Consider the following 23345-nt stretch of genomic DNA (forward strand, 5'->3'; position numbering starts at 1 on the left):
CGACAACAAACTTAGCAACAATTGAGGAAGCAAAGGAATGCGAAAACACTGTATTGCGATTGGCGGTGGGGGCTGGATGATGGGAGAGAATCCGAGCCCGCTCGATCAATACATTTTGTCTTTGTCTGGTAAGGAGAATCCAAACATTTGTTTTATACCTACAGCCACGGGAGATGCCGATGAAGTGATTGAACGTTTTTACGATGCGAAGCTTAGTGAAAACGTGACCCATTTTCCGCTGTTTAAGTTTGAAGCTGGTTGGAAAGAAACGCTATTTGAACAAGACATCATTTACGTAGGTGGCGGTAATACGCGTTCGATGTTGGCCATTTGGCGCGAATGGGGAATCGATAGAATACTCAAGCAGTGTTATGAACAAGGCATCATCATTTGTGGCATGAGCGCAGGTGCAATTTGTTGGTTTGAGTTTGCGGTGACAGACAGTGATCCCGAAGCATACCAAGTTATGCGTTGTCTTGGATTTATTGACGGTTTGGCTGCGGCACATTTTTCTCATGTAGGTGAGAAGTTCGAGGTTTTCCAAGCCTTTGCTCGTTCTCAACCGAGCATCACTTGTTATGGCATTCACGATTATGCGGCATTGCACTTTGTTGATGGAAAATTGTTAGCTACTGTCACCAGCCTCCCTGATGCAGGCGTGTTGGTTAAAACAGGTAACGAAGAAAACATATTGCGAGGGGAGCTTCTTCAAATCAGCATTAAAGGCAATAACTACTGACCGGACACAGAAGAAGCTCATGGATTCAGCTAACTTACATTAAGTATCGTGCTTACAGCTCGTAACGTAGACCTAAGTGGTAGTAGCTTTCGTCTGCGTGCGCACCGCCAAACGAGACTTCTTGTCCATTGCTGTAGCCACGCGAGCCGTTACGATCAACGTAGTTTGTGTAGATAGAAGAACGAGGCGTCAGTTTGTATTGCACTTCTAGCGTTGTATCTTTCAGCTCTAGCTCGTCACCATCACTGTTTTCTAAAGAACGATAACCAGCACGCAGTACCCATTTGTCATTTACACTGTAAACCGCCGTTAGTTCCATCACTTTGTCGGTACTGGTTTGTGAGTAATAGCCCTCTAGTTCATCTTCCGAGTACAACGCACCCAACATCAAATCACCTAGGTAGTAACGCGTACCTGCGCCCCAGAATGTGTAATCGGTGTCGTTTCTTTCACGTGCATCACCTTTATTCTTCTGCATCGCCACCACTGGTGCCAAGGTACCCAAATTTCCCATGTCTAGCGTATAACGCAGTGCAGTGTTGTAACCGTAGTCGAGCTCAGAAGTGTTGTTTCCTAAAATGTACGCGACAGAAAAATCGAAATTACCTAGGTTGTTTTGGTATTGCAGCGTGCCATCTTGACGGAAAACTTGCGTCGCGGTTTTGTCGACTTTATTCGCTTGGCGCGCCATAGAAACATCGGAAGAGGCGAACACATCACCAATGTCGGTAAACATAATCAATCCAGATGCCACGCGACCACCAGTAATACGACCATAATCTTTCGCATCAATACCCGCCCATACATAACGTGCGGTCAGAGACGGTTTGTCGTTTACTTGGTTTGCGTATTCAGCTGCACCCACTTGGTATTGCGCTTGGCCGATGATCGACGCGTAGTCGTTGATGGTTTGTGAACCGTTTAAACCAATACGGCCATCAAACTCGCCATTTGCATCGCCGTGCTCATCATTTTTACTGGTGACATTGAAACCAAGACGAGAGTAAATATTTAAAACTGACCCATCTTCCGCTTGATACAGCTGCGCTGCCATTGCGTTTGATGCCATCAATGTTGGGAGAAGTAGAGTCAAAATGTGCTTTTTCATGATTAACGACCTTTCATTTCTATTGTTTTAGGTACGACAAAGCCCCTCCCGAGTAACGGAATAAGAAAAATTGTCGTGAAGTAGAGAGAGGGTGCGCCCTTGTTTGCCAAGGGCGCGAGCTAGTCCATTCCTATAGGGGAAGAATGATTTAGCTTAAATCGACGTCTTTGCAGCCAAAGAAGTAAGTCGCGAGAAAGCCGACGATGTAAGAGATAAGCAGGCCAGCAACAAACACCATCATGCCCGGGAAGATGCCATTTTCAGATGTCATGAGAGGAATCGCCACGATACCGGATGGGCCAAACACCGTATTAAGACCAACTGGTAAGCCAAGGTAAGAAACTAAACCGATAAAGAAGCCGCCCGCAGCACCACCAATACAAGCGGTAACGAATGGTTTTACACGTGGTAATGTCACGCCGTAAATCAATGGTTCGCCAATGCCTAGAAGACCCGGAATAATAGCGCCTTTAACTTGAGTGCGCAGTAGAGCGTCTTTTTTGGCTTTGAAATACAGCGCCATTGACGCGCCAACCTGACCGCCACCTGCCATCGCCAGGATAGGGAATAGTGAGTTAAAGCCCTGTGCTTCCATCAATGCGAAGTACACTGGAACAAAACCCTGGTGGATGCCAAATACCACAGAAATTAAGAACAAACCTGCCAAGATTGCAGCGCCTAATGGGTTATCGTTCAAGTTGAGGAACAACCAAGACATTCCTTTAAACAGCTCGCCGCCGATTGGCATGATGATCAAGAAGGTTACCGCACCCATGATCAACAGAGTGATAACGGACGTTAAGATCATGTCCAGATCATCTGGCATGTATTGACGAACCTTACGCTCGACTTGTGCACCGATGATCGCTGCTAAAAGTACGCCGATAATGTTGCCGCGCGGATCAATCGCAAAACCGAAAAACTCGTTCATGCCAGAGTAAATGCCGGATGTCGCCTCTGGGTTGTAACCCAGCACAAACAAAGAGGCGAGAATGGCACCATTAACACCAGAGCCGCCAAATGCTTGCTGCGCGTTGTAACCAATCAGAATACTTAGGAAAGCAAACAGACCCTTACCAAAGACTTTCATGTAGGCGATCAGATCCAACATAAACTGGCTTGGTGTCTGGTCGAGAACAAACATTTGTTCCAATAACGTCGCAAAACCTAGCAACAAACCAGCGGCAATAAAACCAGGGATCAACGGCGTAAAGATGGTGGCAAACTTGCTTAAAAAACGCTGAACCGCACTGGTTTGTTTGCTCTTCATCTGTTTTTTCTGCTCGGCCGCGACGGCAGAAAGATCTTGTTGCGGCTTATCTGGTTCTTCACTATCACCAGAGGTTAAGCTGTCGATCAATTGATTCATCATCTCAGCTGCTTGTTGAGCTTTTCCGGGACCGAGAATGATCTGAAACTGCTCATCGCTTTCCACCACACCCATTACGCCGGGAATTTGCTTGATAACTGATTGATCAGCCAAGCCATTGTTGGCGAGCGATAAACGCAAACGCGTCATACAGTTACCACATTTGCTTACGTTGCTACTGCCACCCACTGCGGACAGCAACTGCGATACTGTGTTTGAAGTTATTTTTGCCATAGGGTCTATCCTTCAGAACTCGGATTATTTAGTTATTATTTAGTGCTGCGCGAATAAAGCCGTTGTGCGCGGTGAGGCGTGATTTGGCTTGTTCGGCATCCAAATCGGCCAAAATCATTAAGATGGCGGTTTTGCAGTGGCGACCGCAGGCATTTAATGCTCGCTCTGCTTCTTCTTTTGATGCGTCGGTTGCTTCCACAACAATGTTGGTTTGGCGTTGTATGAGCTTGGCGTTAGTGGCTTCTACATCCACCATTAAGTTGCCAAATACCTTACCGCTACGAATCATTGCGCCTGTCGTGAGCATGTTTAGCACCAGTTTTTGTGCGGTGCCGGCTTTCATGCGAGAAGATCCAGTGACAACCTCTGCGCCAACTATCGGCAGAATCGCGATGTCGGCCGCTTCTGCCATGGCACATTCTGGATTACAGGCGATAGATGCGGTCGTGGCTCCGATGGATTTAGCGTAGTCCAAACCACCTAGTACATAAGGTGTACGGCCACTCGCTGCAATGCCTACAACCACGTCATGCTTGGTGAGGTGAAGTGCTTTTAAGTCGTCTTGACCCATTTTCGCGTTGTCTTCTGCGTTTTCTACCGCTTTTAAAATCGCTTGATGTCCACCAGCAATTAAGCCAATCACCATATCTGGATGCGTGCCGTAGGTAGGAGGACACTCGCTTGCATCAAGAATGCCTAAGCGACCTGACGTACCAGCTCCCATGTAAATTAAACGGCCACCATTTGCAAAAGCTTGGGTAATTGCGTCAACTGTCTCTGCAATTTGTGGTAGCACCGCTTTTAACGCGAGCGGGACTTTTTGATCCTCTTCATTAATGACTTGCAGCATCTCGATGGTCGAAAGCGTATCGATCTCGGCACTGGCTGGGTTACGGCTTTCTGTCACCAATCTGCTTAAATCAATTTTCATGTTTTGCACTCTTCGTAATGTTCAATCTGAGGGCGATTTTATGGAATAAAATATTCAGGTTTGGTGATAAAAATCACACTTGAGGTTATTCTTTATGCAGGAGAAATTTGGAATAATGAGAGAAAATATACGTCTATTACGTCCGGGATTAACTGTCTTGGTTAGAATAATCAGGGGGTTAAATCAAACGCCTATTATTTCTGATTTGGAATAATTTATTTAAAATTTTTGAGGTTTTTGTTGTGTCAGTTATCAATAAGATAGTCGCGAGGCGTACTCAGCTTTCGCAAAGTGGTCGTTTGGTTGGCGATTGGATTGTTGAAAACGCAGAAAAGGCGGCGCTGCTCACCAGCCAAGAACTTGCGGCGCAAGTAAAAGTGAGTCAATCGAGCATTGTGAAATTTACTCAGCGTATCGGCTTTAAAGGTTACAGCGAGTTTAAGTTAGCTCTGAATGAAGAGATTGGTCGTAAGCATGCGATGCAGTCGACACCGCTGCACAGTGATATTTTGGCTGACGACCCCATTGCGGTTATTTCACAGAAACTGGTGAAAGCGAAAACCGACGCTATGTTTCAAACCACCAATACGCTGTCTTACGAAGCGTGTCACCAAGCGGTGAAATGGTTGAGTGAAGCGCGTCGAGTGCAAGTGGTCGGGATTGGGGGCTCTGCACTGACCGCGAAGGATTTAAGCTTTAAACTGCTTAAACTTGGTATTACGGCGCTTTCTGAACAAGACAGCCACGTGCAGATTGCTGTTGCCCGCACGCTCTCTCCAGAAGATGTTCAGATCGCAATCTCGTTTTCGGGTGAGCGCAAAGAAATTCTCGTCGCGGCAGAAGCGGCAAAAGAGCAGGGCGCGAAGGTGATTGCGTTATCTGCGCCTGGAAGAAGTCGCTTGCGCGGTATTGCCGATATTACGTTTGATACGATTGCCAATGAAACGGAACATCGCAGCTCATCCATTGCTTCGCGTACCGCGCAAAACGTGATCACCGATTTGCTGTTTATCATCTTGGTTCAGCAAAGAGACGACAGTGCCCGTCAGTTGATCAGCGATATTAGTACCGACATCAAACAGATCCTCACATGATCGCTTGTTTAACAGCGGACTAGAGATCCGGATCGTGCCTCAGCAAAGCAATAAAAGCGGAGAGATGTTTTTCAATGGTGAGATCGGCAGAAATCGCGGGTAATTCCAACGTGATGCAAGGTAAATCACGTTCACTACACCAAGTGCCGAATGAGCCGGGTGTTTCGTAGTCGACATCGTCTACAATTGGCAGTTGGAACTGCTCGCGGAGCCATTTGGCAAGGTCGGAATGTTTGGGATCATCCACAAACGCAAGCGGTTCATGAAACGACACCACAAACTTTGGCTTGCGCAGTTCAATCAAGTTAATTAAAGCGCTAACTTCAGGCTCTAGTTGATTTTTAGTGCCAGTTTTCACCTGTACGTCTCGAACGGGGGTGTGAGAACTCCATCGATACACTGTGCCATGCTCAGTCCAATTTTGGGTTGGAAACGCGCGATTGAGATCCACTTGGTTTGCATTTGCGCGTGTGCCTAGCTGGTTGCCGTCAGGATTCATTGACAGAATCACATCATGTCGTAAGTTTTCAGCAGGCAAGCTTCTTAGCGCGCAGGACAAACCTGCAATCGAGGCTGTCTCATCCCCGTGAGTGCCTGCCAAAATCAAACCTCGTGAAGCACTTTCGACTTGAGCCGGAAAATACAGTAATGGCGCACCAAGCACGGAATGACCGTATGTTGTTGGCCGAATTAAAAATGCCGCTCTTTCCGTTCTTGGAATTAGACTCACCGTTATCTCCTGATTGATGAAGTAATATCAATATCTAAGCTAATTAAACCTAGCTAAACCGAACCGTTTAAACTCGTCAACGGTTGAAATGTTAATTGTGGCGTTTGCTTCACAAGACGCGTTAGGAGAACGAAAAACGATATGGATTTTAAAAAACATTCAACGGCGTTGCTGATTTCCTCTTTATTCACCCCTTTTCTTTCTGCATCTGTCGTTGCAGATACCTTACCTAACGGCGTTCAACTCGCCGCAGAGCAACATTTGGTACGTGCGAATGACGCAGAGGCGGCAACGCTTGATCCGGCAAAAGCCGAAGGTCTGCCAGAAATGCACGTGATTCGTGACTTATTTGAAGGGCTGGTGATTCAAGATCGTGACGGAAACATCATTCCCGGAGTGGCGGAATCGTGGGAAACCAAGGACAACCTAACCTTTGTTTTTCACCTACGCAAAGATGCGAAATGGTCGAATGGCGAGCCTGTGACGGCGGATGATTTTGTCTATTCACTGCGCCGAGCAGTAGATCCGAAAACCGCTTCTCCAAATGTTTGGTATCTCAAACTCACCAAGATCAAAAACATCGCCGATGTGGCAGAGGGCAAAAAGCCTTTGGACGATCTCGGTATCGCGGCGGTGGATAAATACACCTTACGTTTTGAGTTGGACAGTCAAGTTCCGTACTTTGTTGCTATGACCGGGCACACGTCCATGATGCCAGTGCATCAAGCGACAGTGGAAAACCGCGACAAGCCGTGGAGCGATCCAGACCAATTTGTTAGCAACGGTGCATTCACATTGGATAAGTGGGTCGTGAATGAGCGCATTGAACTGGTCAAGAACCCAAATTACTGGGACAGTGCTGATACGCATTTAAACAAAGTGACTTACATTCCGTTTGAAAACCAAAACGCGTCGATCAATCGCTATGCGGTAGGTGAGGTGGATATCACGTCAGATGTACCTACTCATATGGCGCAGAAGCTTAAACAAGATTACAAGCAGGCTTACACGGTGGTGCCATTGCTGTGCACGTATTACTACGCGTTCAATACCACTCGTCCACCATTTGATGATGCGCGAGTGCGTCAAGCGGTATCGTACTCCATCATGCGCGATGTGATCACGAATGGTGTCACTCAAGTCGGCAACCTTCCTGCTTATACTTTTGCGCATCAGTACACCGCAGGGTTTGATACAACGCCGCCAGAATACAGTAACTGGAGTCAACAACAACGTGATGAGAAAGCACGTGAACTGCTGAAAGAAGCGGGATACGGTGATGGCAAACCTTTGGATTTCAAATTGCTGTACAACACCAGTGAGGCAAATAAATCTATCGCCGTTGCAATAGCCTCGATGCTACAAAAAAATCTCGGTGCAAACGTGGAGTTAGAAAACCAAGAGTGGAAGTCGTACTTAGTGGCGCGTAAACAAGGCAATTTCGATGTGATGCGTGCGTCTTGGTGTGGTGATTACAACGAAGCGTCCACTTTCTTGAGTTTATTGCGTTCAGGTTCTTCGGGTAACTTTGCACGTTACAGTAGCCAAGCGTACGACAACGCGATGAACAGTGCATTGGCCGCAACGGATGAGAAAGCGCGCCAAGGTTTCTATGATCAAGCCGAGCAATTGTTGGCGGCGGATATGCCAATCGCACCGATTTACTACTACATGCAAGCGCGTTTGGTTCGTCCTACGGTTGGCGGTTTTGCCAAGAACAACGTAGAAGGTCGTATCTACTCGAAAGACCTCTACATCAAGAAGTAGCGCTCAAAACAAGCGATAAATATGAAGCCCCGAAGATGTATCTTACGGGGCTTCTTTTTATTGTTAGCGAGTGGAGAGTTTATTCACGAGCATAGCGACTCGTTTGCCAAGATACTCCGCCGTTGCAACATCAGAGGCATGCAACTGACCATCTTCATCACCTTGTGCAACAATACCGCCTTGTACACCATAACGATTCAGGTTTTGCTCCCCAGAATTGCTGATCTTATCCAACCCGACCCACATCATGCCGTGCTGGTATGCAAAGGTTTGAAGGTATTGCAGTGTGCAAGATTGATCGCCATTCAACGCTCCTCCGCTAGTAAAACCTGCTGCCACTTTGTTTGCCCACTTCTGGTGGTACCAAGATTCACTGCTCGCATCGGCAAATGCTTTAAACTGCGCAGCCACGCCACCCATGTAGGTCGGTGAGCCAAAGATAATCGCATCACACTCAGCAAGCTCATCCATTAAGTGAGGGTTCACAAAACGTCCCTCAATAATCTCACTGCCTTCAATTCGGTGAGAGAGGATTTCACATTCACCTTGCTGCTTAATGCCTTGTTGTTCAACGCCTGCGGCAATCGCGCGAGCAAGCTGACCAGTAACGTCGGTTTTAGAGAAATAAATAATCGCAATTTTGGACACAATGGTTCCTTTTTTCATTGTTGATTTTTAATCGTGCGACTAAGGCTAAAACCTCAAGCTAAGTTGAGGTCAAGAAGAGATTTGAGATAGATAAAGTACGAATTGGTATCTAAAGAGCTTTCTTATAGGGTAAGTCGACGGCATAACTACAGTGAATGCAACGACGATGAATATCGTGTATAAAAGCGTTAAAGGAAGATCTTAAAGATGTAGAAAACTCTCTTGGAAACAATGATAAAGGTACCGATACTAGTGATGAGTAATAGGCGGAAAAATAGATTAAAATATGTAAACTCAGACCTGATCCAAGGCGGGAAAAGTACATTTCATCGTTTCTTAAGGCGAGGGATTATTATCATTATGGTAGGAGGCCTTTCTACAGCCTCTTCCACGGTATTTGCACACTTTATAGCGGGTGTGTTTGATGTGGATATGAATGTTCATCCAGAGAGCTTAGAAGAAAAAGTGCATGCACTACTTTTTGTTTCGGTCAGTCTTGTTTTTTACCTCTTTTATGCCCTTATCTCGCTAAATATTAGTGGGTGGCTGATAATGAAGCTAAAAATATAAGCTTAACTAAAACCATGTCCTTGTATTTTAAGGAAGATGGAACTAGTGACGATTTTTTCTTTGCTTGCACCATCTCTATTTTTTGTATTTATTTAAGGTTCGTAAATAAGAAGCTTCCTTTGGTTGAAGTGGCGCTTTTGGTTTCGGCGATGTGTCATGCTTTTATCATGAAAGAATACAGTGGTGACCTTCAGCTTATACGTTTTGTCTCTTCACTGTTTTTCGCCATTAACTTTGGGTTATTTGTGACCACCAAGTGATACTAAAAAGCCGATGTAGATACATCGGCTTTTTAGTGGGTTATTTCTTTCTGCGAGTATAAATCCGAGATTTTGCTTTACTTGGCTCTGGCTTGTTTTTTGCCAGCTTTAGCACTGCTTTTTGCAAAATCTGGTTGTTTGGGTAAGTGATCAGCATTCAATCTCTAATTTGACTGATGGCGTTGGTACAATAAAAACAATAGGAGAATATAATGAATAGAATAGTAAGACTTTTGAAAATAGGTAGTCTCTTTACGTTTTTCTCCCTATTTTTAGTTTGGCTATTTTGTACAACACCTGATACTAGTACATTTAAGACTGTAAACTTGAGCTTGGATGAGGTGCTTTGTGCTGATTCTAGGGGATGGGGAAATGGGACAAAAGTTGCGATAATTAAAGATAAAAAAAGCAATCTACAATATCATGCAGATAGCCTGTCACCGCAGATGTGCAGATGGTTACAAACACAACTTTTAAGTACAACAACACTAACTGCTTCCGGTGCCTATGATGCTAGTTATGATCAGGGAAAAAATATTGAGTTACAACAGATATATTTAGGAAAAGAAATGATCTATCAAGATCAGTATATAACCGAAGCAGGATTTTGTAAGTATATCCCTCTATTAACATGTATATAAATGAACGTATTACAGAAGTATTGGTGCTAGCTCTCGTAGCATAAAGGATAGAGTTCAACGATGTAGCGCTGGCGTGTCGAGTATTAAAGCGTTAAAGGAATATCTTAAAAAGGATGAGTAGATGATCGTTTTATCGAGGGGCGTATCACTGTTTCTACTATTGATGTTGGTAGTTATGCTGCACACCGAGCTTTCAATTAGCGACGGTAATACCAATCTTTATGCTTTCATTCCTTTTGCACTAGTTTACTTATTACCTTTGTTCCCTAATTCGATTTTGGTCAAAATTAAAGTAATAATCATAATGGCTTTCGTGGTCTCTGTGGTGCTGTGTTTCGGTGTTTGGTTAACGTTCCCTGCAGCGAGGGGAGCTGTCGTCGGTTACTTTTTCGTAATTAACATACCAATATTTTTGACCCTTTATCAGAGGGTGAAAGCGGAATAAAAATAGCTGATGTATACCCGTGATTATGAAGGAGTCTTAGATTCGACATCACTTATCGCTAAAGGATAAATAACTTATGACGATTTTTTTCTTTGCTTGCGCCATCTCTATTTTCTGCATGTATTTAAGGTTTGTAAAGAAGACGTTTCCTTTGGTTAAAGTAGCGCTTTTGGTTTCGGCGATGTGTCATGTTTTTATCATGAAAGAATACAGTGATGACCTTCAGTTTATACGTTTTGTCTCTTCACTGTTTTTCGCTATTAACTTTGGGCTATTTGTGACCACCAAGTGATAACAAAAAGCCGGTGTAGATACATCGGCTTTTTAGTGGGTTATTTCTTTCTGCGAGTATAAATCCGAGACTTTGCTTTACTTGGCTCTGGCTTGTTTTTCGCCAGCTTTAGCACTGCTTTTTGCAAAATCTGGTTGTTTGGGTAAGTGATCAAGTTTCCGTTGTCGTGCTTAATTAACACGTGAAACATGCTGATTTCTTGAATCTCGCCACTGATGTCTTCGTCTTTGTCTACGACTTTAATACGATCGCCCACTCTGTATGGGAAGACAAAAAAGATCAAAAAGCTGGCGGTGATATTGCTCAGAATTGACCACTGCGCGATAAACGCCACACCCAATACGGCGAAAATGGACGATAGGAACAATGACACATCGCCATAGCCTATACCGGTGATAATGGCAAAAATAGAGGCGGTCAAAAATAGCAGCGCGACATTGAAACAGCGCTGAATAAAACTCAAACGAGCCTTTTTTACACCTTTCGTTGTTGCCAAATTTAGGATGGCTCGATTTACAATCCTCTTCAGGATGCGATACGCGATCAGGACAAAAATGCCCATCAATAATTTGTAACCGAGGGAGCCCGTAGTGAAATACTGGCTCACTTGCTCTAATTGGATCCAATCATTCATTTCTTCATCTCGACGATATCTAGAAAGCGGCTTTTATAGCTGATTTTTTGCTGTAAGTAATCACAATTTTTCTTTACACCATTTGTCTCTGTGTTGAGGTACCACAGAGTACTATATTGGTTAATCAAAGACTTAGTGAGCATTGCGAACTCTTTGGCTTCATTACTTATATTCAACCAAAGCTGACGTGATTTTGAAAAGAGCAATCTTTGAGCTGTATCCCATATCCGACATTCTATGACGCTAGTTCCTTATAAACGAGCTGAATATGACTTTTGTCCTGATAACCTAAGGTGTATTAATTGAAATAGCTTTTAGGGCGTTGAAAAATGGAAGAAGATGAAAAGGCGATTATGATTTTATTCGTGATTGTTGGCCTTGTACTCGTTTGGGTCGCGCTTGAAGAACTTAATTATCTCGGGCTCACAATAAAATAAGCCCCGTTAAACACAAGTTAAACGGGGCCCTTGTCTTTTATCAATGTGAATTCAGGCTAGCTAACCGCACGCACTTTGCCTTGTTTCAAATCGTTCAGCACTTGCGCTTTAGGACCATCTGCAATGATGCTGCCTTTTTCCATCACAATTACGCGATCAACGATGTCGAGCATAGACGTTTTATGCGTAATCAGAATCAGCGTTTCACTAGGTTTCAACTGTGCTAATTGATGCTTAATGTGCATCTCTGAGCGGTTATCCATCGCACTGGTTGGTTCATCCATGAGTAGAACAGGAGGACGACCCAAAAATGCACGAGCGATCGTGACTGCTTGACGTTGACCACCCGAAAGCATTGCACCACCTTCACCAACTTGGCGTTCTAAGCCCGCTGGGTCAGATTGCGTAAACGCAGTAACACCGGCACGATTCGCTGCGTCTAGTACGTCACGGTCATCGGTTAATGGGCGACCTAGCGTAATGTTGTCGCGGATAGAACCAAAGAACAGATTCGAATCTTGCGGCACACAACCAATATTACGGCGAATGTCGACATGATGCAGTTGTGCGATGTCGGTATCATCAATGCGAACATGACCTTCCGTCGGCTGATACAAGCCCATGATGAGACGCTCTAACGTGGTTTTACCCGAACCGATACGGCCTATGATCGCTACTTTTTCGCCTGGGTTAATGGTCAAGCTCAAATCTCGAATCGACGCCACCGGTGAATCTGGGTAGTGGAAGGTCACGCGTTCAAGTTCAATTTTGCCTTGTACTATTGGACGGTGAATGTAACGTTTACCTTCTTCTTGTTCATCCGGCATTTCCATGACTTGATTGATAATTGTCATAGAAGACTTCGCTTGGTTGTAGCGCGTAGAGAGTAAGGATAACTGAACCAAAGGACCTATCGCGCGGCCGCTAAGCATGGTTGCGGCAATCAAACCACCCATGGTTAAGTCGCCCTCTGCAATCAAGTAAACGCCTAGGATGATCATCCCTACGTTACTACTTTGCTGCACAAAACCTGCTGCGTTTTGAATGCTATCCGTAATTCGTCGGCTTTTTATATTCCAGTTCGCCATGTGCGCAACTGCCTCTTCCCAGCGGTATTGGAATTGGCTTTGCGCACTGAGCATTTTTACGGTTTCTAACCCAGCCAAGCTCTCTATCAAATTGGCATATTTTTGCGATGCTAGGCGTGAACCCTCCTCAATGGAGCGGCGCAGCGGCCCTTGTATCAGTAGCGAGTGAATAATCAAAATGACCACGCCCACCATCGGTACATACACAAGATCGCCAGCCATTAGCCATATAATCACTAAGAATAAAATGGCAAAAGGCAAATCAATGAGAGCACTGACGGTCGCTGAAGTAAAAAACTCTCGAATAGATTCGAATTCTTGTAAATGGCGAGCGAAGGCACCGACCGAAGGCGGCTTCGATTCCATTCTAATCCCCATCACTTTGCTGAACAGTTTGGATGAAATCAGAATGTCAGACTTCTTGCCCGCCACATCAATGAAGTAATTTCTCAGCGACTTGAGAATGAAGTCGAACAGGAACACGACAAAGATGCCACTTGCTAGTACCCATAGGGTTTCAAACGCAAGATTCGGAACCACTTTGTCGTACACCAAGCGAGTGAATAGCGGAGCGGCAACCGCAAAGAGGTTGATGAGAAGTGATGCGATTAAAACATCGCGGTAGATGCGTTTTGACTGCCACAAGGTTGACCAGAACCAGTGGCCTTCGTTGGTTTTGAGCACTTCGGGAGAGCGCTCATCGAAACGGAATTGCTTTTTAACTAAAAAGTACCGACCAGTGTATTGCTCAAGTAGGTCTTCTAATGGAATAGAGATCGGCACCATTCCACTTTCTAGGGTGGTGACTTCGGCCTCGCGTTTCTCCATATTGATGCTGTTGAGAACGCAAGAGTCACCGCCTTTAAGAACTAAGATTGCCGGCAGAATTAGGCTGGAGATGCTCTCCAGCTCTGCGCGGTTTTCCTTGGCAACCAATCCGGCCCTTTCCGCTGCTCTTGGTAGCAAAAATGGGGTCAGTTTACCGTCAGATAGCGGTAGTCCGTTGACTAGCGCTTCTGGCGAGTTAGCTAACCCATAGTAACGGCTAACGTAGATGAGCGAATTCAGTAAAGGGTCTTTCATCGTTGATAAACCTTTTTATTCCTTGTCGACGATGAATCCTTGGAATACCTCAACAAAATGTTCAGTGAGGAAGTCCAACTGGATTTGAGTTTCGATACGCGATGCGATAGTCGTAATACCAAGGTTGTGGGCAGTACGAGAGATCGACGTTAGCGTGAATTTCTGTTTTTCGTCGTGCAAGTTGTGTGTGAATAGGTAATCGAGCTTCACATAGTTCGGGCGGAACTCTTGGATGTATTCCAAAGATTGGAAGTTACGTCCGTAGTTATCTACGCCGAACTCAGCACCTGATTGGCGAATGGCATTACATAACAGTGCTGTGTGGTGAGGCTGATCGATAAAGCATTCCTCTGGAATTTCAAAGTGTAGCTTAGAGGCCACTTTGGCGTGTTTTTCCAGCATGCTAGTTGTCCAGCGAATAAACGATGGTTGAGACAAGCTGCTTTGCGCGATGTTAATCGCGACTGGGTCATTAAGTTCACCACTTTCTAGCATCTTAATCATTGATTCAATGACATACTGGTCAAAGATGTTGGTGGCGTCTAACTGTTCTAGTGCGAATAGGTATTGATTCGCACGATACGTTTCACCATCTTTTTCGATGCTTGAAAATACTTCGTTGTGGAATACTTTACCCCATGTGTTTTTCGCAGCTTGGAAACGGAATTTAACCCAATCACTATGAATGGCTTCTTCAACCAACGCTTTCCATTGCTGTTTACCCATCAAACTAGAAGGTGTATCACTGCCAATGAAGCCGTATGGCTTGTCTGGTTGCGCTTTGGCTTTCGATAGTGCGTTGTCCACCATCGAGAGGATTTCAGAGCGCGTTTTCTGGTCTTTGCTGTGTGCAACCCCTAGTGACGCTTTAGGTTTTGCTAAGCCTGTTGGGTCAGTATTTAGGCCGTTCACACAATTGACGATGCTGTCCGATAAAATGCGTAACTCGCTCTCATCCATATGAGGGAAAAGCAAGCCGAACTCATCACTAGATAAGCGAGCAATAGTGGCACCCGGTACATCAATGGTGTTTTTCAAACGTTGAGACAGTTCTTTAACGTGGGCATCTGCGCGTTGGTAATCTTTGGTCTCGTAAATGTCTCCAATGTATTCAGCATGGAGTAGCGCGATACCCCCTTGCGTTTGCTCTGCAAGCCATTGGTCGATTTGGTTGATGTAGAATGAGCGGTTACCCAATTTAGATATAGGATCGAGGTAAGCCTGAGCACGCAGACGTTGCGCCTCTTTGGCTTGCTCTTTGAATGATAGCTCGATTTGAGCAGACATCATGTTAATGCCATCTACCACCGCGATAAGATCTTTGGTTCTTGGACGAGCAAGCGGTTCACCAAATTGGTTATTCGCGATTTCATGCATTTTATTTACGATGGCCGTTAATGGTTTTAGCGAGCGACGTAGGATGTATGAAATTGCCACTAAACCAGCTAGAAAAATGACACTGAATACAGACAGCAAGCCAATAAAACCTTGCCAGAGCTGCTCGTAAGCTGCGCCTGGGTGGCTAATGATTTCTACTTCGGCGAGCTGCATCCAACCACTGGTCACAACACGCTTATCGTGAATCGCTTTAAATAGATTCATGTCGATAAACCATTGTGGCACCGTACTTGGTTTAACTGGGTAAGTACGCACGATCTGGTAGTCAGAATCTAATGCAGTAAGACGAACAACTGAGTAGGTGCTGCCGTCAAATAGAGCATTAATCACGGACTCAACCGCGACTTTATCTTTGTCCTTTAGGTAAGGAGCCAATGCCAAACCTACGGTGTTAATAGTGTTGTTGACCTCTGAACGTTGCTGTTGCTCCAAGCTGTCTCGAGTCGTGTTGAATTGGATTACGAATACTGATGCCAACAAGAGTATAAAGACCGTAACCATCCCCACCACAAGCTTCTTATATAGGGTCATGTTTCTCACTCGTCATAGTTAATTTTAGGTTTATTTAACTGCAACTTACGTTCGCGCGAGCGTAAGTCATTCCAAAGGCTCAACCGTGATGCTTTCCCTGCCAGCTCTCCAGTGCTAGCAGATGACTTCATCAACCACAGGTTTGTACCATTAAAACTGTATATCGGTAGCAAGTCGCTACGCTTAGAGGCTCGGACAATGTCAGGATTGATATTATCGAGAATGAGCGGCTCAGAACTTGGGGTAGGGTAGTAAGCTAATACCATGTGAAACTGATTCAGTTCGATGGCTTTTACGTATATTAACCGCATCTTTGAATCTGGTATTCCTAGCTCGAGTAAAGAGAAGTACTTAGCAATAGTGAAATCTTCACAGTCTCCTGCGTTACTCCCTAAAAATTCGAGTGGCGTAGCCCAATAATCTGTCTTTCCCCACAGTTTTATGTCGTCAACGAAATACAGCTGATTAAAAAAGTCGTTAACGCCAGCGAGCTGTTCATGAGTCTCTAATTGTTTAAATAAGTCGAGGTTCTTTCGCCATGTATTTACGCGCAATCCCGCACGTTCGCCGTACACCGCTGTGACCGTATTGACCCATCGTTGTTCTTTACTGTTCAGCGCACCAAGTTGGAACGACAAACAACTTAAGCTGATTAATAATGTAACTTTACGCTGCAAATTGGATCGCATATTCGACTCGTATCACAAGTATACTCTTCTAGAGAGTTCGTCAGTGAGAAATAAGTGCTTTTTATTTAATCACTTATCGCTCAATACTCCCTATCGCGAGTATCTTAATGTGGTTTACTCCTTCAAGGCGTTAGTTTTGGCACTTAAGATAGGCTTAAGTAGATACTCCAAAACGGTTCGCTTCCCTGTGATGATATCGACCGATGCTGTCATTCCTGGAATGATTGGTAAATCTGCATCTTGACCAAAGTTTGTTTTTTCGGTGCGTACACGAACAATGTAGAAGCTGTTGCCTTCTTCATCTTGAGTGGTATCCGCGCTGATATGTTCCAACTCACCCTCTAAACCGCCGTACTTTGTGAAGTCGTAAGCTGTAAACTTCACGATAGCATGAAGATCTGGGCGTAAAAATGCGATGTCTTTTGGCGCAATTTTCGCCTCTACCAATAGTGTGTCTTCTGTTGGTACGATCTCGACGATATCCATACCAGGTTGGATAACACCACCGACAGTATTGATGTTCAGTGTTTTGATTTTGCCTGTTACTGGCGAATTCACAACCGTTCGGTTTACTCTATCTTCCAAGCCCACCGCTGATTCAACCAAAGCAGATAACTGGTCTTGGGCGCTGTTGAGTTTCTCTTGCTGTTCAGAGCGGAATTTGAGTGCAACATCAATACGGTTGAGCATGGATTCTCGAATCGCTGATTGCAATACGGGAATCTTGAGCTCACTGGACGTCATTTCACGACGGGTATCGTTGACTTGGCGCTGTAATTTGAGCAGTTCAATACGAGGAACAACGCCCTCGTCTGCCAAAGGTTTGGTGATATCGAGTTCTTTTTTCGCGTATTGGTAGCTTTGACGCAAGTTCCTTACTCGCGCTTGGATCTCTACTAAGTCCTGCTGCTTTTGCTGCACTTGTTGGTCAATAACAGAAAGTTGGTTGCGTAAATTATCTAGATCTTCGCGATATTCTGCTTTTTGACGCTGTGTGAGTTGAGGTCGAGTCTCTTCCAAGGTTGGTGGGAAGGTCAGTTTACCGTAATCAAGTAGTACACTTTGACGCCAGTTTTCCGTTTCAAAATCACGATTAACGGCAACACTATTAATAGAAGCGGATAGTTGCAGCACAGATGCGGTAAGGTTGGCAACTTGTTGCTCACGTTCACGAAAATCTGAGCGAAAGCGGGTGTCGTCGATAAGCAGTAACTGTTGGCCTTTTTCAACCAACTGACCTTCTTTGACCAAGATTTCTTTGACTAAGCCACCTTCTAAGTTTTGGACTACTTGTATCTGTGAGGAGGGAATCACTTTGCCTTGACCAACCGTGACTTTGTCGATTTCAGCCCAAGATGCCCAACCTATTGCTGCAATGAAAAATAGCACCATAACCCAGAGCATAAAACGCGCGCTGTTGGGGGTATTGAGGAGCAATGCTGCAGTTTTGTCATCAACAAAATCCAACTCTTCATCGTTGAGTTTGTTGTAGTTATCTCGGCTCATCACAGTCCCTGCTTATATAATTACGGATTATCTTTTTGATCTTATTATTATTAACCGATCATGTCAGCATGCTCGGCTAATAAAATATGAGAAGAGGGTTATTCTCTCTTCAAATGAGCTTTCTTACACTTTCTAAATCAAACAAAAGCATAATTAGCGCCGGAGTATAGCTATTACGCCTTGAACTTGGCTTTATCCAACTGATGTTTTTTTAGTTTGTCGTACAAGGTTTTGCGTGATACCTGTAATTCTAGTTGAACCTCTTTGAGTCTGCCGCGATGTCTTTGCAATGCATCGAATAACAAGCAATATTCAAAGTATTCTGTGCGCTGAGTCATACTCTGAATTTCAAGACTTTTCTCACTGTTCCAATCTTCCATTCTAAAAGTATCTGGCTTGAGGGCACGAAGTTCAGCAAATTGGCGTAGCTGCTTAACGTTTTCTGGCCATTCGAGACTGGTGAGGTGTTTGACCTCTTCTAGGCTGATATGTGGCGGCTGTAACTGATATCGACTCGCTGTGTGGCGCACAAAGTGCTTGTATAAAGGCCCTATATCTTCCTTTCTTTCATCGAGCGTCGGTAAGTGAATTAGAGTCGCCAGGGATTTTAGAGTCGCCAGGGATTTTAGAGGTGGCTCGGCTTGGATGGTCGCGCCAAAAACACGCTCAAGTTTTGGGTGCTTGAATAAGTATTCCCATTGCTCAAATGATACATGCTCTGCGCTATGTAAGTACAAACTGCAGTGGCGTGTTCCTTCACTTAAGCGGTGTATGGCTTTGTCGAGCGCTTCTAATGAAAGCTCATAGAGGTCTTCACCAGAAGCGGCGATTAGCTCACTATCCGGTGTTGCATGTATGTCGTGGGCAAATTGTGCAGCGAGTCGCCGACCCGTACCATCTTGACCTACAAAAATGAGCGGCTGGCTTGTGGGCGCACTGATCAAGGCGCGACGAATGCTCACCATAGCCTTACTGTGACCAATCATTTTCGGACCAACATGAGTTTGCATGTCGAGCTCTTTCTTAAGCCAGATGTTTTCTTGCAACAAGTTCAGTTTATCGCTGGCATTGTTGAGCGATTTCATGAGCTGTTCCGTTGAAAACGGTTTTTCTAGAAAGTCGTACGCGCCGCTTTTCATCGCATCTACCGCGGTTTTCACATCTCCATGTCCAGTAAGTACGATGAATTGAAAGTGATCGTTTTTGCTTCGCAAAGTTCGCATAAACTCCAAGCCATCCATCACGGGCATATGGATATCGGTAATGATAATCGCAGGCATATTTGAGTCGATTACGCGTAAGGCTTCTACTGCGTTTGGTAAGCAGGTGACGTCTATCCCTTCAATCAGCAGGGCTTGAGACACGGCATCACGAATGTGTGGTTCGTCATCAACAAAGAAAACTGGGTTATTCATGGTCGTTTTCCACTTCTGGGGTACGTTTATTCTGACTGACAATTGGTAGCGTCACGATAAAGGTCATCCCTCCTGCTTGTTGTTCTGTGCTCTGATGTTTATAGGCACAGAGGGAGCCGTGATAGCTCTCTAAAATGCGTTTGGAGATGGTCAAACCTAATCCTAAGCCCTCTGGCTTAGTCGTAAAAAATGGATCAAAGATTTTTGCTAGGGCTTCGTCTGACATCCCTGGTCCGTTATCGGAAACAAGAATGTCGCAACTGTCATCATGACACTGAACAGCAATTGATATTTGCGGATCGATACAGTGGTTTTCCATCGCTTGTGCGGCGTTGTGGAAGAGGTTTATCAGCACTTGTTCTAATTCAACGCTGTGAATGGCCAGCTTCACATCATAGTCGATGGCCGGAACTTTTAGTGTTACTCCTTGCTTAATAAGCTTGTTGCTCAAAATGCTGGTGGCAGTATGTACCGCGTCGTGCAGTACTGAGATTTCATTGTGTGAATCGTGCGTGGCTTTCCGAGTAAAGACTTTTAAGCGGGCAATGACTTCCGAAATGGTGTCATTGAGTGTCAGCATTTTGCCCAAATTGTCAGCGACCATTGGGTATTTTTCCATTGCCAACAAACGCTGCGAGTTTTCGGTATAGGTTCTTAGTGCGGAAAGTGGCTGATTTATCTCATGATTAATACTGGCTGATAGCTCGCCCAACAGTGCCAATTTCGCGGCTTGCGTCAGCTCTTGTTGTGTTTGTTTAAGCTCTTGTTGGCTTTGTTCATATTGGCGGATGGTCTGTTGTAGCTTTTGGTTGGCTTCACTCAGAACTAGTGTCCGTTGCACTACTTTTTCTTCTAGGCTCACATTGAGATGAGCAAGGCGTGCTTTGTTAACTAGGGTTTGGAACCATGCTAACGCAATTAGAGCAATGAGCGCATATAAGATCAGGAAGACGATATCGGCCTGTAAAACGGCGGCAAGAACGCTGTTGTGGTTAATTAAGGCAACGACGCGAAACCCTTTATCCAATAAGTGTGTTGCGTATGCGAGGTAATTCGGTGATAGAAGCAATTGATTGTCATCAAACTCCGTGACACCACTGTGTGCCGTTAACTCACCAAAATATTCGGGTAAGGTATCGCCATATTGACGCGTTTCGGTAAGTTCATTTATTGCACTCGATGACAGTGGGAAAAGTGCACGATAGCGCCAGTCTGGTAAATTGCTCATAAACACGACATTGTGTTTATCTGTAATGAGTACGTCAGTCGTGGTTTGCGAAAGGCGCTGTTCTAATTGCTCCAAATTCACTTTTACTGTGATCACGCCAACGACTTCCTCATTTACCCACAGCGGAGATGAGAAGAAGTACCCACGTTTATTCGAGCGTACGCCTAATCCAACGTATTGAGCGGGCTCACCGCGTCGCGCATTTTTAAAATAGGGGCGATAGCTAAAGCTAGAGCCAACAAACGTATCTTCTTGCTGAAAGTTACTTGAGGCTATGACTAACCCGGTACGGTCATGAACGTAAATCGTATCGGCCAAGCTTTGCTTCAACCAATCTGCTAACAATAGGTTGAGCTCGTGAGAGGGCGTTCCGCGCTCTACTGCTTGGAGTAATCTCGGATCGTGACTTAATAGGTTTGGTATCTGTTCAAACTTTGCCAGCTCGTAGTCCACTTCTTGTGATACTTGCGCGGCTTGTCTCTCTAGCTTTTGTTGCCATTGATCATGTTGGTATTGAGTTGCGTAATGATGAGTAAGCGCAAGCCCTGAAATGCCAACGGCACACAGTAGCAGTAAAAAATGACGTAGGGCTTTGGGGTTGAGTAAGTTCACGATCGGCTCACTGGTTTTTTGTGTCATGGTATCAAATGAAGCACTGTGATGCTGTGAGCGGCAACGATAACAAGCACAATGATGTCCTTGTATTTCCTCAGTATCGGGAGCACAATCGACAAAAACGAGTGAAGGAGTAAAGATGGAACTTGCTGATATTCGTCGTGAGTACACCAAAGGTGGGCTGCGTCGTAAAGATTTGAAAGCTGATCCTATTGATCAATTTAATCTGTGGCTAGAGCAAGCAGTTGAAGCGGGTTTAACGGACCCGACTGCGATGACAGTTGCAACGGTTGATGAAAATGGCATGCCGTTTCAACGCATTGTTCTATTGAAAAACGTCGACAAAGATGGTTTTGTGTTTTACACCAACCTAGGCAGTCGCAAGGCCCAGCAGCTAGAGCATAACAGCAATATTAGTTTGCACTTCCCTTGGCATCCGTTAGAGCGCCAAGTTCATATTACTGGTGTGGCTGAAAAGCTTACCGCCGTAGAGAATATGAAATACTTTACTTCTCGTCCTAAAGAGAGCCAGTTGGCCGCAATCGCGAGCAAACAAAGTAGCCGTATTTCTGCCAGAGGTGTGTTGGAAGGTAAGTTTTTAGAGCTAAAACAGAAGTTTGCTAAGGGTGAAATACCAGTACCAACCTTTTGGGGTGGCTTTCGCGTAAAACCAAAGAGCATCGAATTTTGGCAAGGTGGCGAACATCGCCTTCACGATCGTTTTCTTTTCTCCCAGCATGATGGAAGTTGGGACATTGATCGTTTAGCGCCATAGGCTTATGGTCCCTCATGAATAAACAAACACCGCCGAATTGGGGCGGTGTTTTTGTAGGTAGAAGCGATGCGAATTATCGCTCTCCATTCAACACAACCGATAATTGATGCTTAAGCAGCGTTTTGGGTACAACAGAGCCGTAGCCTGCTTCCATTGCTTTATCTATTAGCTCGTTCTTGCTGTTCGCTGCAAACTTATTACGTAAGCGTGCGACGTGACCTTCAACGGTTTTTGTTGATATGCCCATGACCTGAGAGATAAATTGAGGCTTTTTGCCATAGAGCAAGAGGAAAAGCGTTTCTTGCTCGCGGCATGTGAGCTTCTCTGGTTTTGGTTGTAAGTCAGAAAAACGAAAGATGGATTGTTGATTTGGGTTGGTACTGATTGCACGACAAACCCAATACCCGACTTCAATCACGGCGGTATCGGTGAGTTCCCTTCCGTAGAAAATGGTGCCTACGATGTCGCCTTTGTCATCTCGCCACGGTGTTTTAGTAAATATATGTGCTCGCCAGCGGCCATCTGGATAAGGGTGGATATCCAGAATTTTTAGTGACTCGCCAGTTTCGAGAACGTGTTTATCTTGGCGTTGAAATTCTTGCGCGCATTCAGTGGTTGGGCTGGCCATATCAAAATCAGTTTTACCCAAGCACTCCTCGGGCGACGTGTGCCCTAACAGTTCTGCGTATTCCTGGTTTACGTATAGGAATACCGAATCTTTATCTTTGCATCCCCAACAACCTGGTAGCTGTTTAAGGAGGGATTGTTCTATGGTATCGACTGAAATATTCACAAAAGGACTCACTACATACTGCTTTTACCAATACAGAGACGTTCGTGTTATATGGCTCGTATTGATGTTGCCAAGTAGGCAGTTACGTTGCTAGAACACGTTCGTTGATTGGCGCTCAATCCAATTAAATTCATGGTGTTCGATGTTTTCGTCAGGTAGTCATAGACAACGACGAAATGGAACGAAGAGTTTAATTGGGAAAATGGTCTGTTTCATTACAGATATGTGCGCTCACGGATGTCCGCCAATGTTCGGCTTACAACTCGTATCGTCCTTGATCATGCTTCCTACTACTCAGTTGTAATGTGGTTGACGTTCATATCAC

At 44.9% G+C, this 23345-nt stretch carries 19 protein-coding genes and 1 pseudogene; 6 read left to right on the plus strand and 14 right to left on the minus strand.

Translation table 11 applies throughout. The features are described from left to right. Positions 1-37 precede the first annotated feature (37 nt). Complete coding sequence (locus tag R7P67_RS00580; RefSeq protein WP_262653137.1) at positions 38-739, plus strand: peptidase E; 702 nt, start codon at positions 38-40, stop codon at positions 737-739. 52 nt (positions 740-791) lie between these two features. Here R7P67_RS00580 and R7P67_RS00585 read toward each other — a convergent pair whose 3' ends face one another. From R7P67_RS00585 to murQ, 3 genes are all read right to left on the minus strand, one after another. Continuing rightward, on the minus strand, positions 792-1847 hold the full coding sequence (locus R7P67_RS00585) for a porin (protein ID WP_262653138.1): 1056 nt from the start codon (positions 1845-1847) through the stop codon (positions 792-794). A 148-nt stretch (positions 1848-1995) separates the two neighbouring features. Then, positions 1996-3450 (minus strand): PTS N-acetylmuramic acid transporter subunit IIBC, encoded by a 1455-nt coding sequence (gene murP / locus R7P67_RS00590; RefSeq protein ID WP_005383588.1) that lies wholly within the window; start codon positions 3448-3450, stop codon positions 1996-1998. Between the two features lie 28 nt (positions 3451-3478). Next, positions 3479-4381 (minus strand): N-acetylmuramic acid 6-phosphate etherase, encoded by a 903-nt coding sequence (murQ, locus tag R7P67_RS00595; protein ID WP_262653140.1) that lies wholly within the window; start codon positions 4379-4381, stop codon positions 3479-3481. Between the two features lie 242 nt (positions 4382-4623). On the opposite strand from murQ, the gene R7P67_RS00600 reads away from it, so the two are divergent. After that, entirely contained in the window at positions 4624-5475 is an 852-nt protein-coding gene (locus R7P67_RS00600; protein ID WP_033907250.1) for a MurR/RpiR family transcriptional regulator, read from the plus strand. A gap of 19 nt (positions 5476-5494) precedes the next feature. On the opposite strand, the gene mpaA is transcribed toward R7P67_RS00600, so the two are convergent. Then, positions 5495-6205, minus strand: a complete 711-nt coding sequence (mpaA, locus tag R7P67_RS00605; protein WP_213966432.1) for a murein tripeptide amidase MpaA — start codon at positions 6203-6205, stop codon at positions 5495-5497. 141 nt (positions 6206-6346) lie between these two features. On the opposite strand from mpaA, the gene R7P67_RS00610 reads away from it, so the two are divergent. Next, on the plus strand, positions 6347-7972 hold the full coding sequence (locus R7P67_RS00610) for an ABC transporter substrate-binding protein (RefSeq protein ID WP_213966431.1): 1626 nt from the start codon (positions 6347-6349) through the stop codon (positions 7970-7972). A 63-nt stretch (positions 7973-8035) separates the two neighbouring features. Here R7P67_RS00610 and R7P67_RS00615 read toward each other — a convergent pair whose 3' ends face one another. Then, on the minus strand, positions 8036-8620 hold the full coding sequence (locus tag R7P67_RS00615; RefSeq protein WP_213966430.1) for a flavodoxin family protein: 585 nt from the start codon (positions 8618-8620) through the stop codon (positions 8036-8038). Positions 8621-8851: 231 nt separating this feature from the next. On the opposite strand from R7P67_RS00615, the gene R7P67_RS00620 reads away from it, so the two are divergent. Then, a complete protein-coding gene (locus R7P67_RS00620) occupies positions 8852-9190 on the plus strand; it encodes a hypothetical protein (protein ID WP_025500824.1) in 339 nt (112 codons plus the stop codon). 300 nt (positions 9191-9490) lie between these two features. On the opposite strand, the pseudogene R7P67_RS00625 reads toward R7P67_RS00620, so the two are convergent. After that, a pseudogene (locus tag R7P67_RS00625) lies at positions 9491-9604 on the minus strand (mechanosensitive ion channel family protein); the annotation flags it as partial. Positions 9605-9662: 58 nt separating this feature from the next. Here R7P67_RS00625 and R7P67_RS00630 point away from each other — a divergent pair. Continuing rightward, on the plus strand, positions 9663-10091 hold the full coding sequence (locus R7P67_RS00630) for a hypothetical protein (protein ID WP_262653143.1): 429 nt from the start codon (positions 9663-9665) through the stop codon (positions 10089-10091). Between the two features lie 777 nt (positions 10092-10868). Here R7P67_RS00630 and R7P67_RS00635 read toward each other — a convergent pair. From R7P67_RS00635 to R7P67_RS00665, 7 genes are all read right to left on the minus strand, one after another. Continuing rightward, the gene (locus R7P67_RS00635) at positions 10869-11462 is read right to left on the minus strand and encodes a mechanosensitive ion channel family protein (RefSeq protein ID WP_213867958.1); all 594 of its coding nucleotides are present in this window, start codon (positions 11460-11462) and stop codon (positions 10869-10871) included. A 493-nt stretch (positions 11463-11955) separates the two neighbouring features. After that, complete coding sequence (locus R7P67_RS00640; protein ID WP_005374556.1) at positions 11956-14070, minus strand: type I secretion system permease/ATPase; 2115 nt, start codon at positions 14068-14070, stop codon at positions 11956-11958. A 15-nt stretch (positions 14071-14085) separates the two neighbouring features. Continuing rightward, complete coding sequence (locus tag R7P67_RS00645; protein ID WP_005383568.1) at positions 14086-15999, minus strand: EAL domain-containing protein; 1914 nt, start codon at positions 15997-15999, stop codon at positions 14086-14088. A 5-nt stretch (positions 16000-16004) separates the two neighbouring features. Beyond that, positions 16005-16688: a transglutaminase-like cysteine peptidase gene (locus R7P67_RS00650; RefSeq protein ID WP_005374561.1), complete on the minus strand. Its 684-nt coding sequence runs from the start codon at positions 16686-16688 to the stop codon at positions 16005-16007. Positions 16689-16802: 114 nt separating this feature from the next. Next, entirely contained in the window at positions 16803-18194 is a 1392-nt protein-coding gene (locus R7P67_RS00655; RefSeq protein WP_005374562.1) for an HlyD family type I secretion periplasmic adaptor subunit, read from the minus strand. Between the two features lie 173 nt (positions 18195-18367). After that, positions 18368-19609, minus strand: a complete 1242-nt coding sequence (locus tag R7P67_RS00660) for a sigma-54-dependent transcriptional regulator (RefSeq protein WP_262653146.1) — start codon at positions 19607-19609, stop codon at positions 18368-18370. Beyond that, on the minus strand, positions 19602-21476 hold the full coding sequence (locus R7P67_RS00665; RefSeq protein ID WP_262653148.1) for an ATP-binding protein: 1875 nt from the start codon (positions 21474-21476) through the stop codon (positions 19602-19604). Before R7P67_RS00665 ends, R7P67_RS00660 begins: the two co-directional genes overlap by 8 nt. Before the next feature lie 115 nt (positions 21477-21591). Between R7P67_RS00665 and pdxH the strand changes: the two genes are divergently transcribed. Then, positions 21592-22227, plus strand: a complete 636-nt coding sequence (gene pdxH / locus R7P67_RS00670) for a pyridoxamine 5'-phosphate oxidase (RefSeq protein WP_005374570.1) — start codon at positions 21592-21594, stop codon at positions 22225-22227. A 73-nt stretch (positions 22228-22300) separates the two neighbouring features. On the opposite strand, the gene R7P67_RS00675 is transcribed toward pdxH, so the two are convergent. Next, complete coding sequence (locus R7P67_RS00675) at positions 22301-23020, minus strand: PAS domain-containing protein (protein WP_017820063.1); 720 nt, start codon at positions 23018-23020, stop codon at positions 22301-22303. Positions 23021-23345 lie beyond the last annotated feature (325 nt).

Source organism: Vibrio sp. Vb0937 (genome assembly GCF_033338855.1).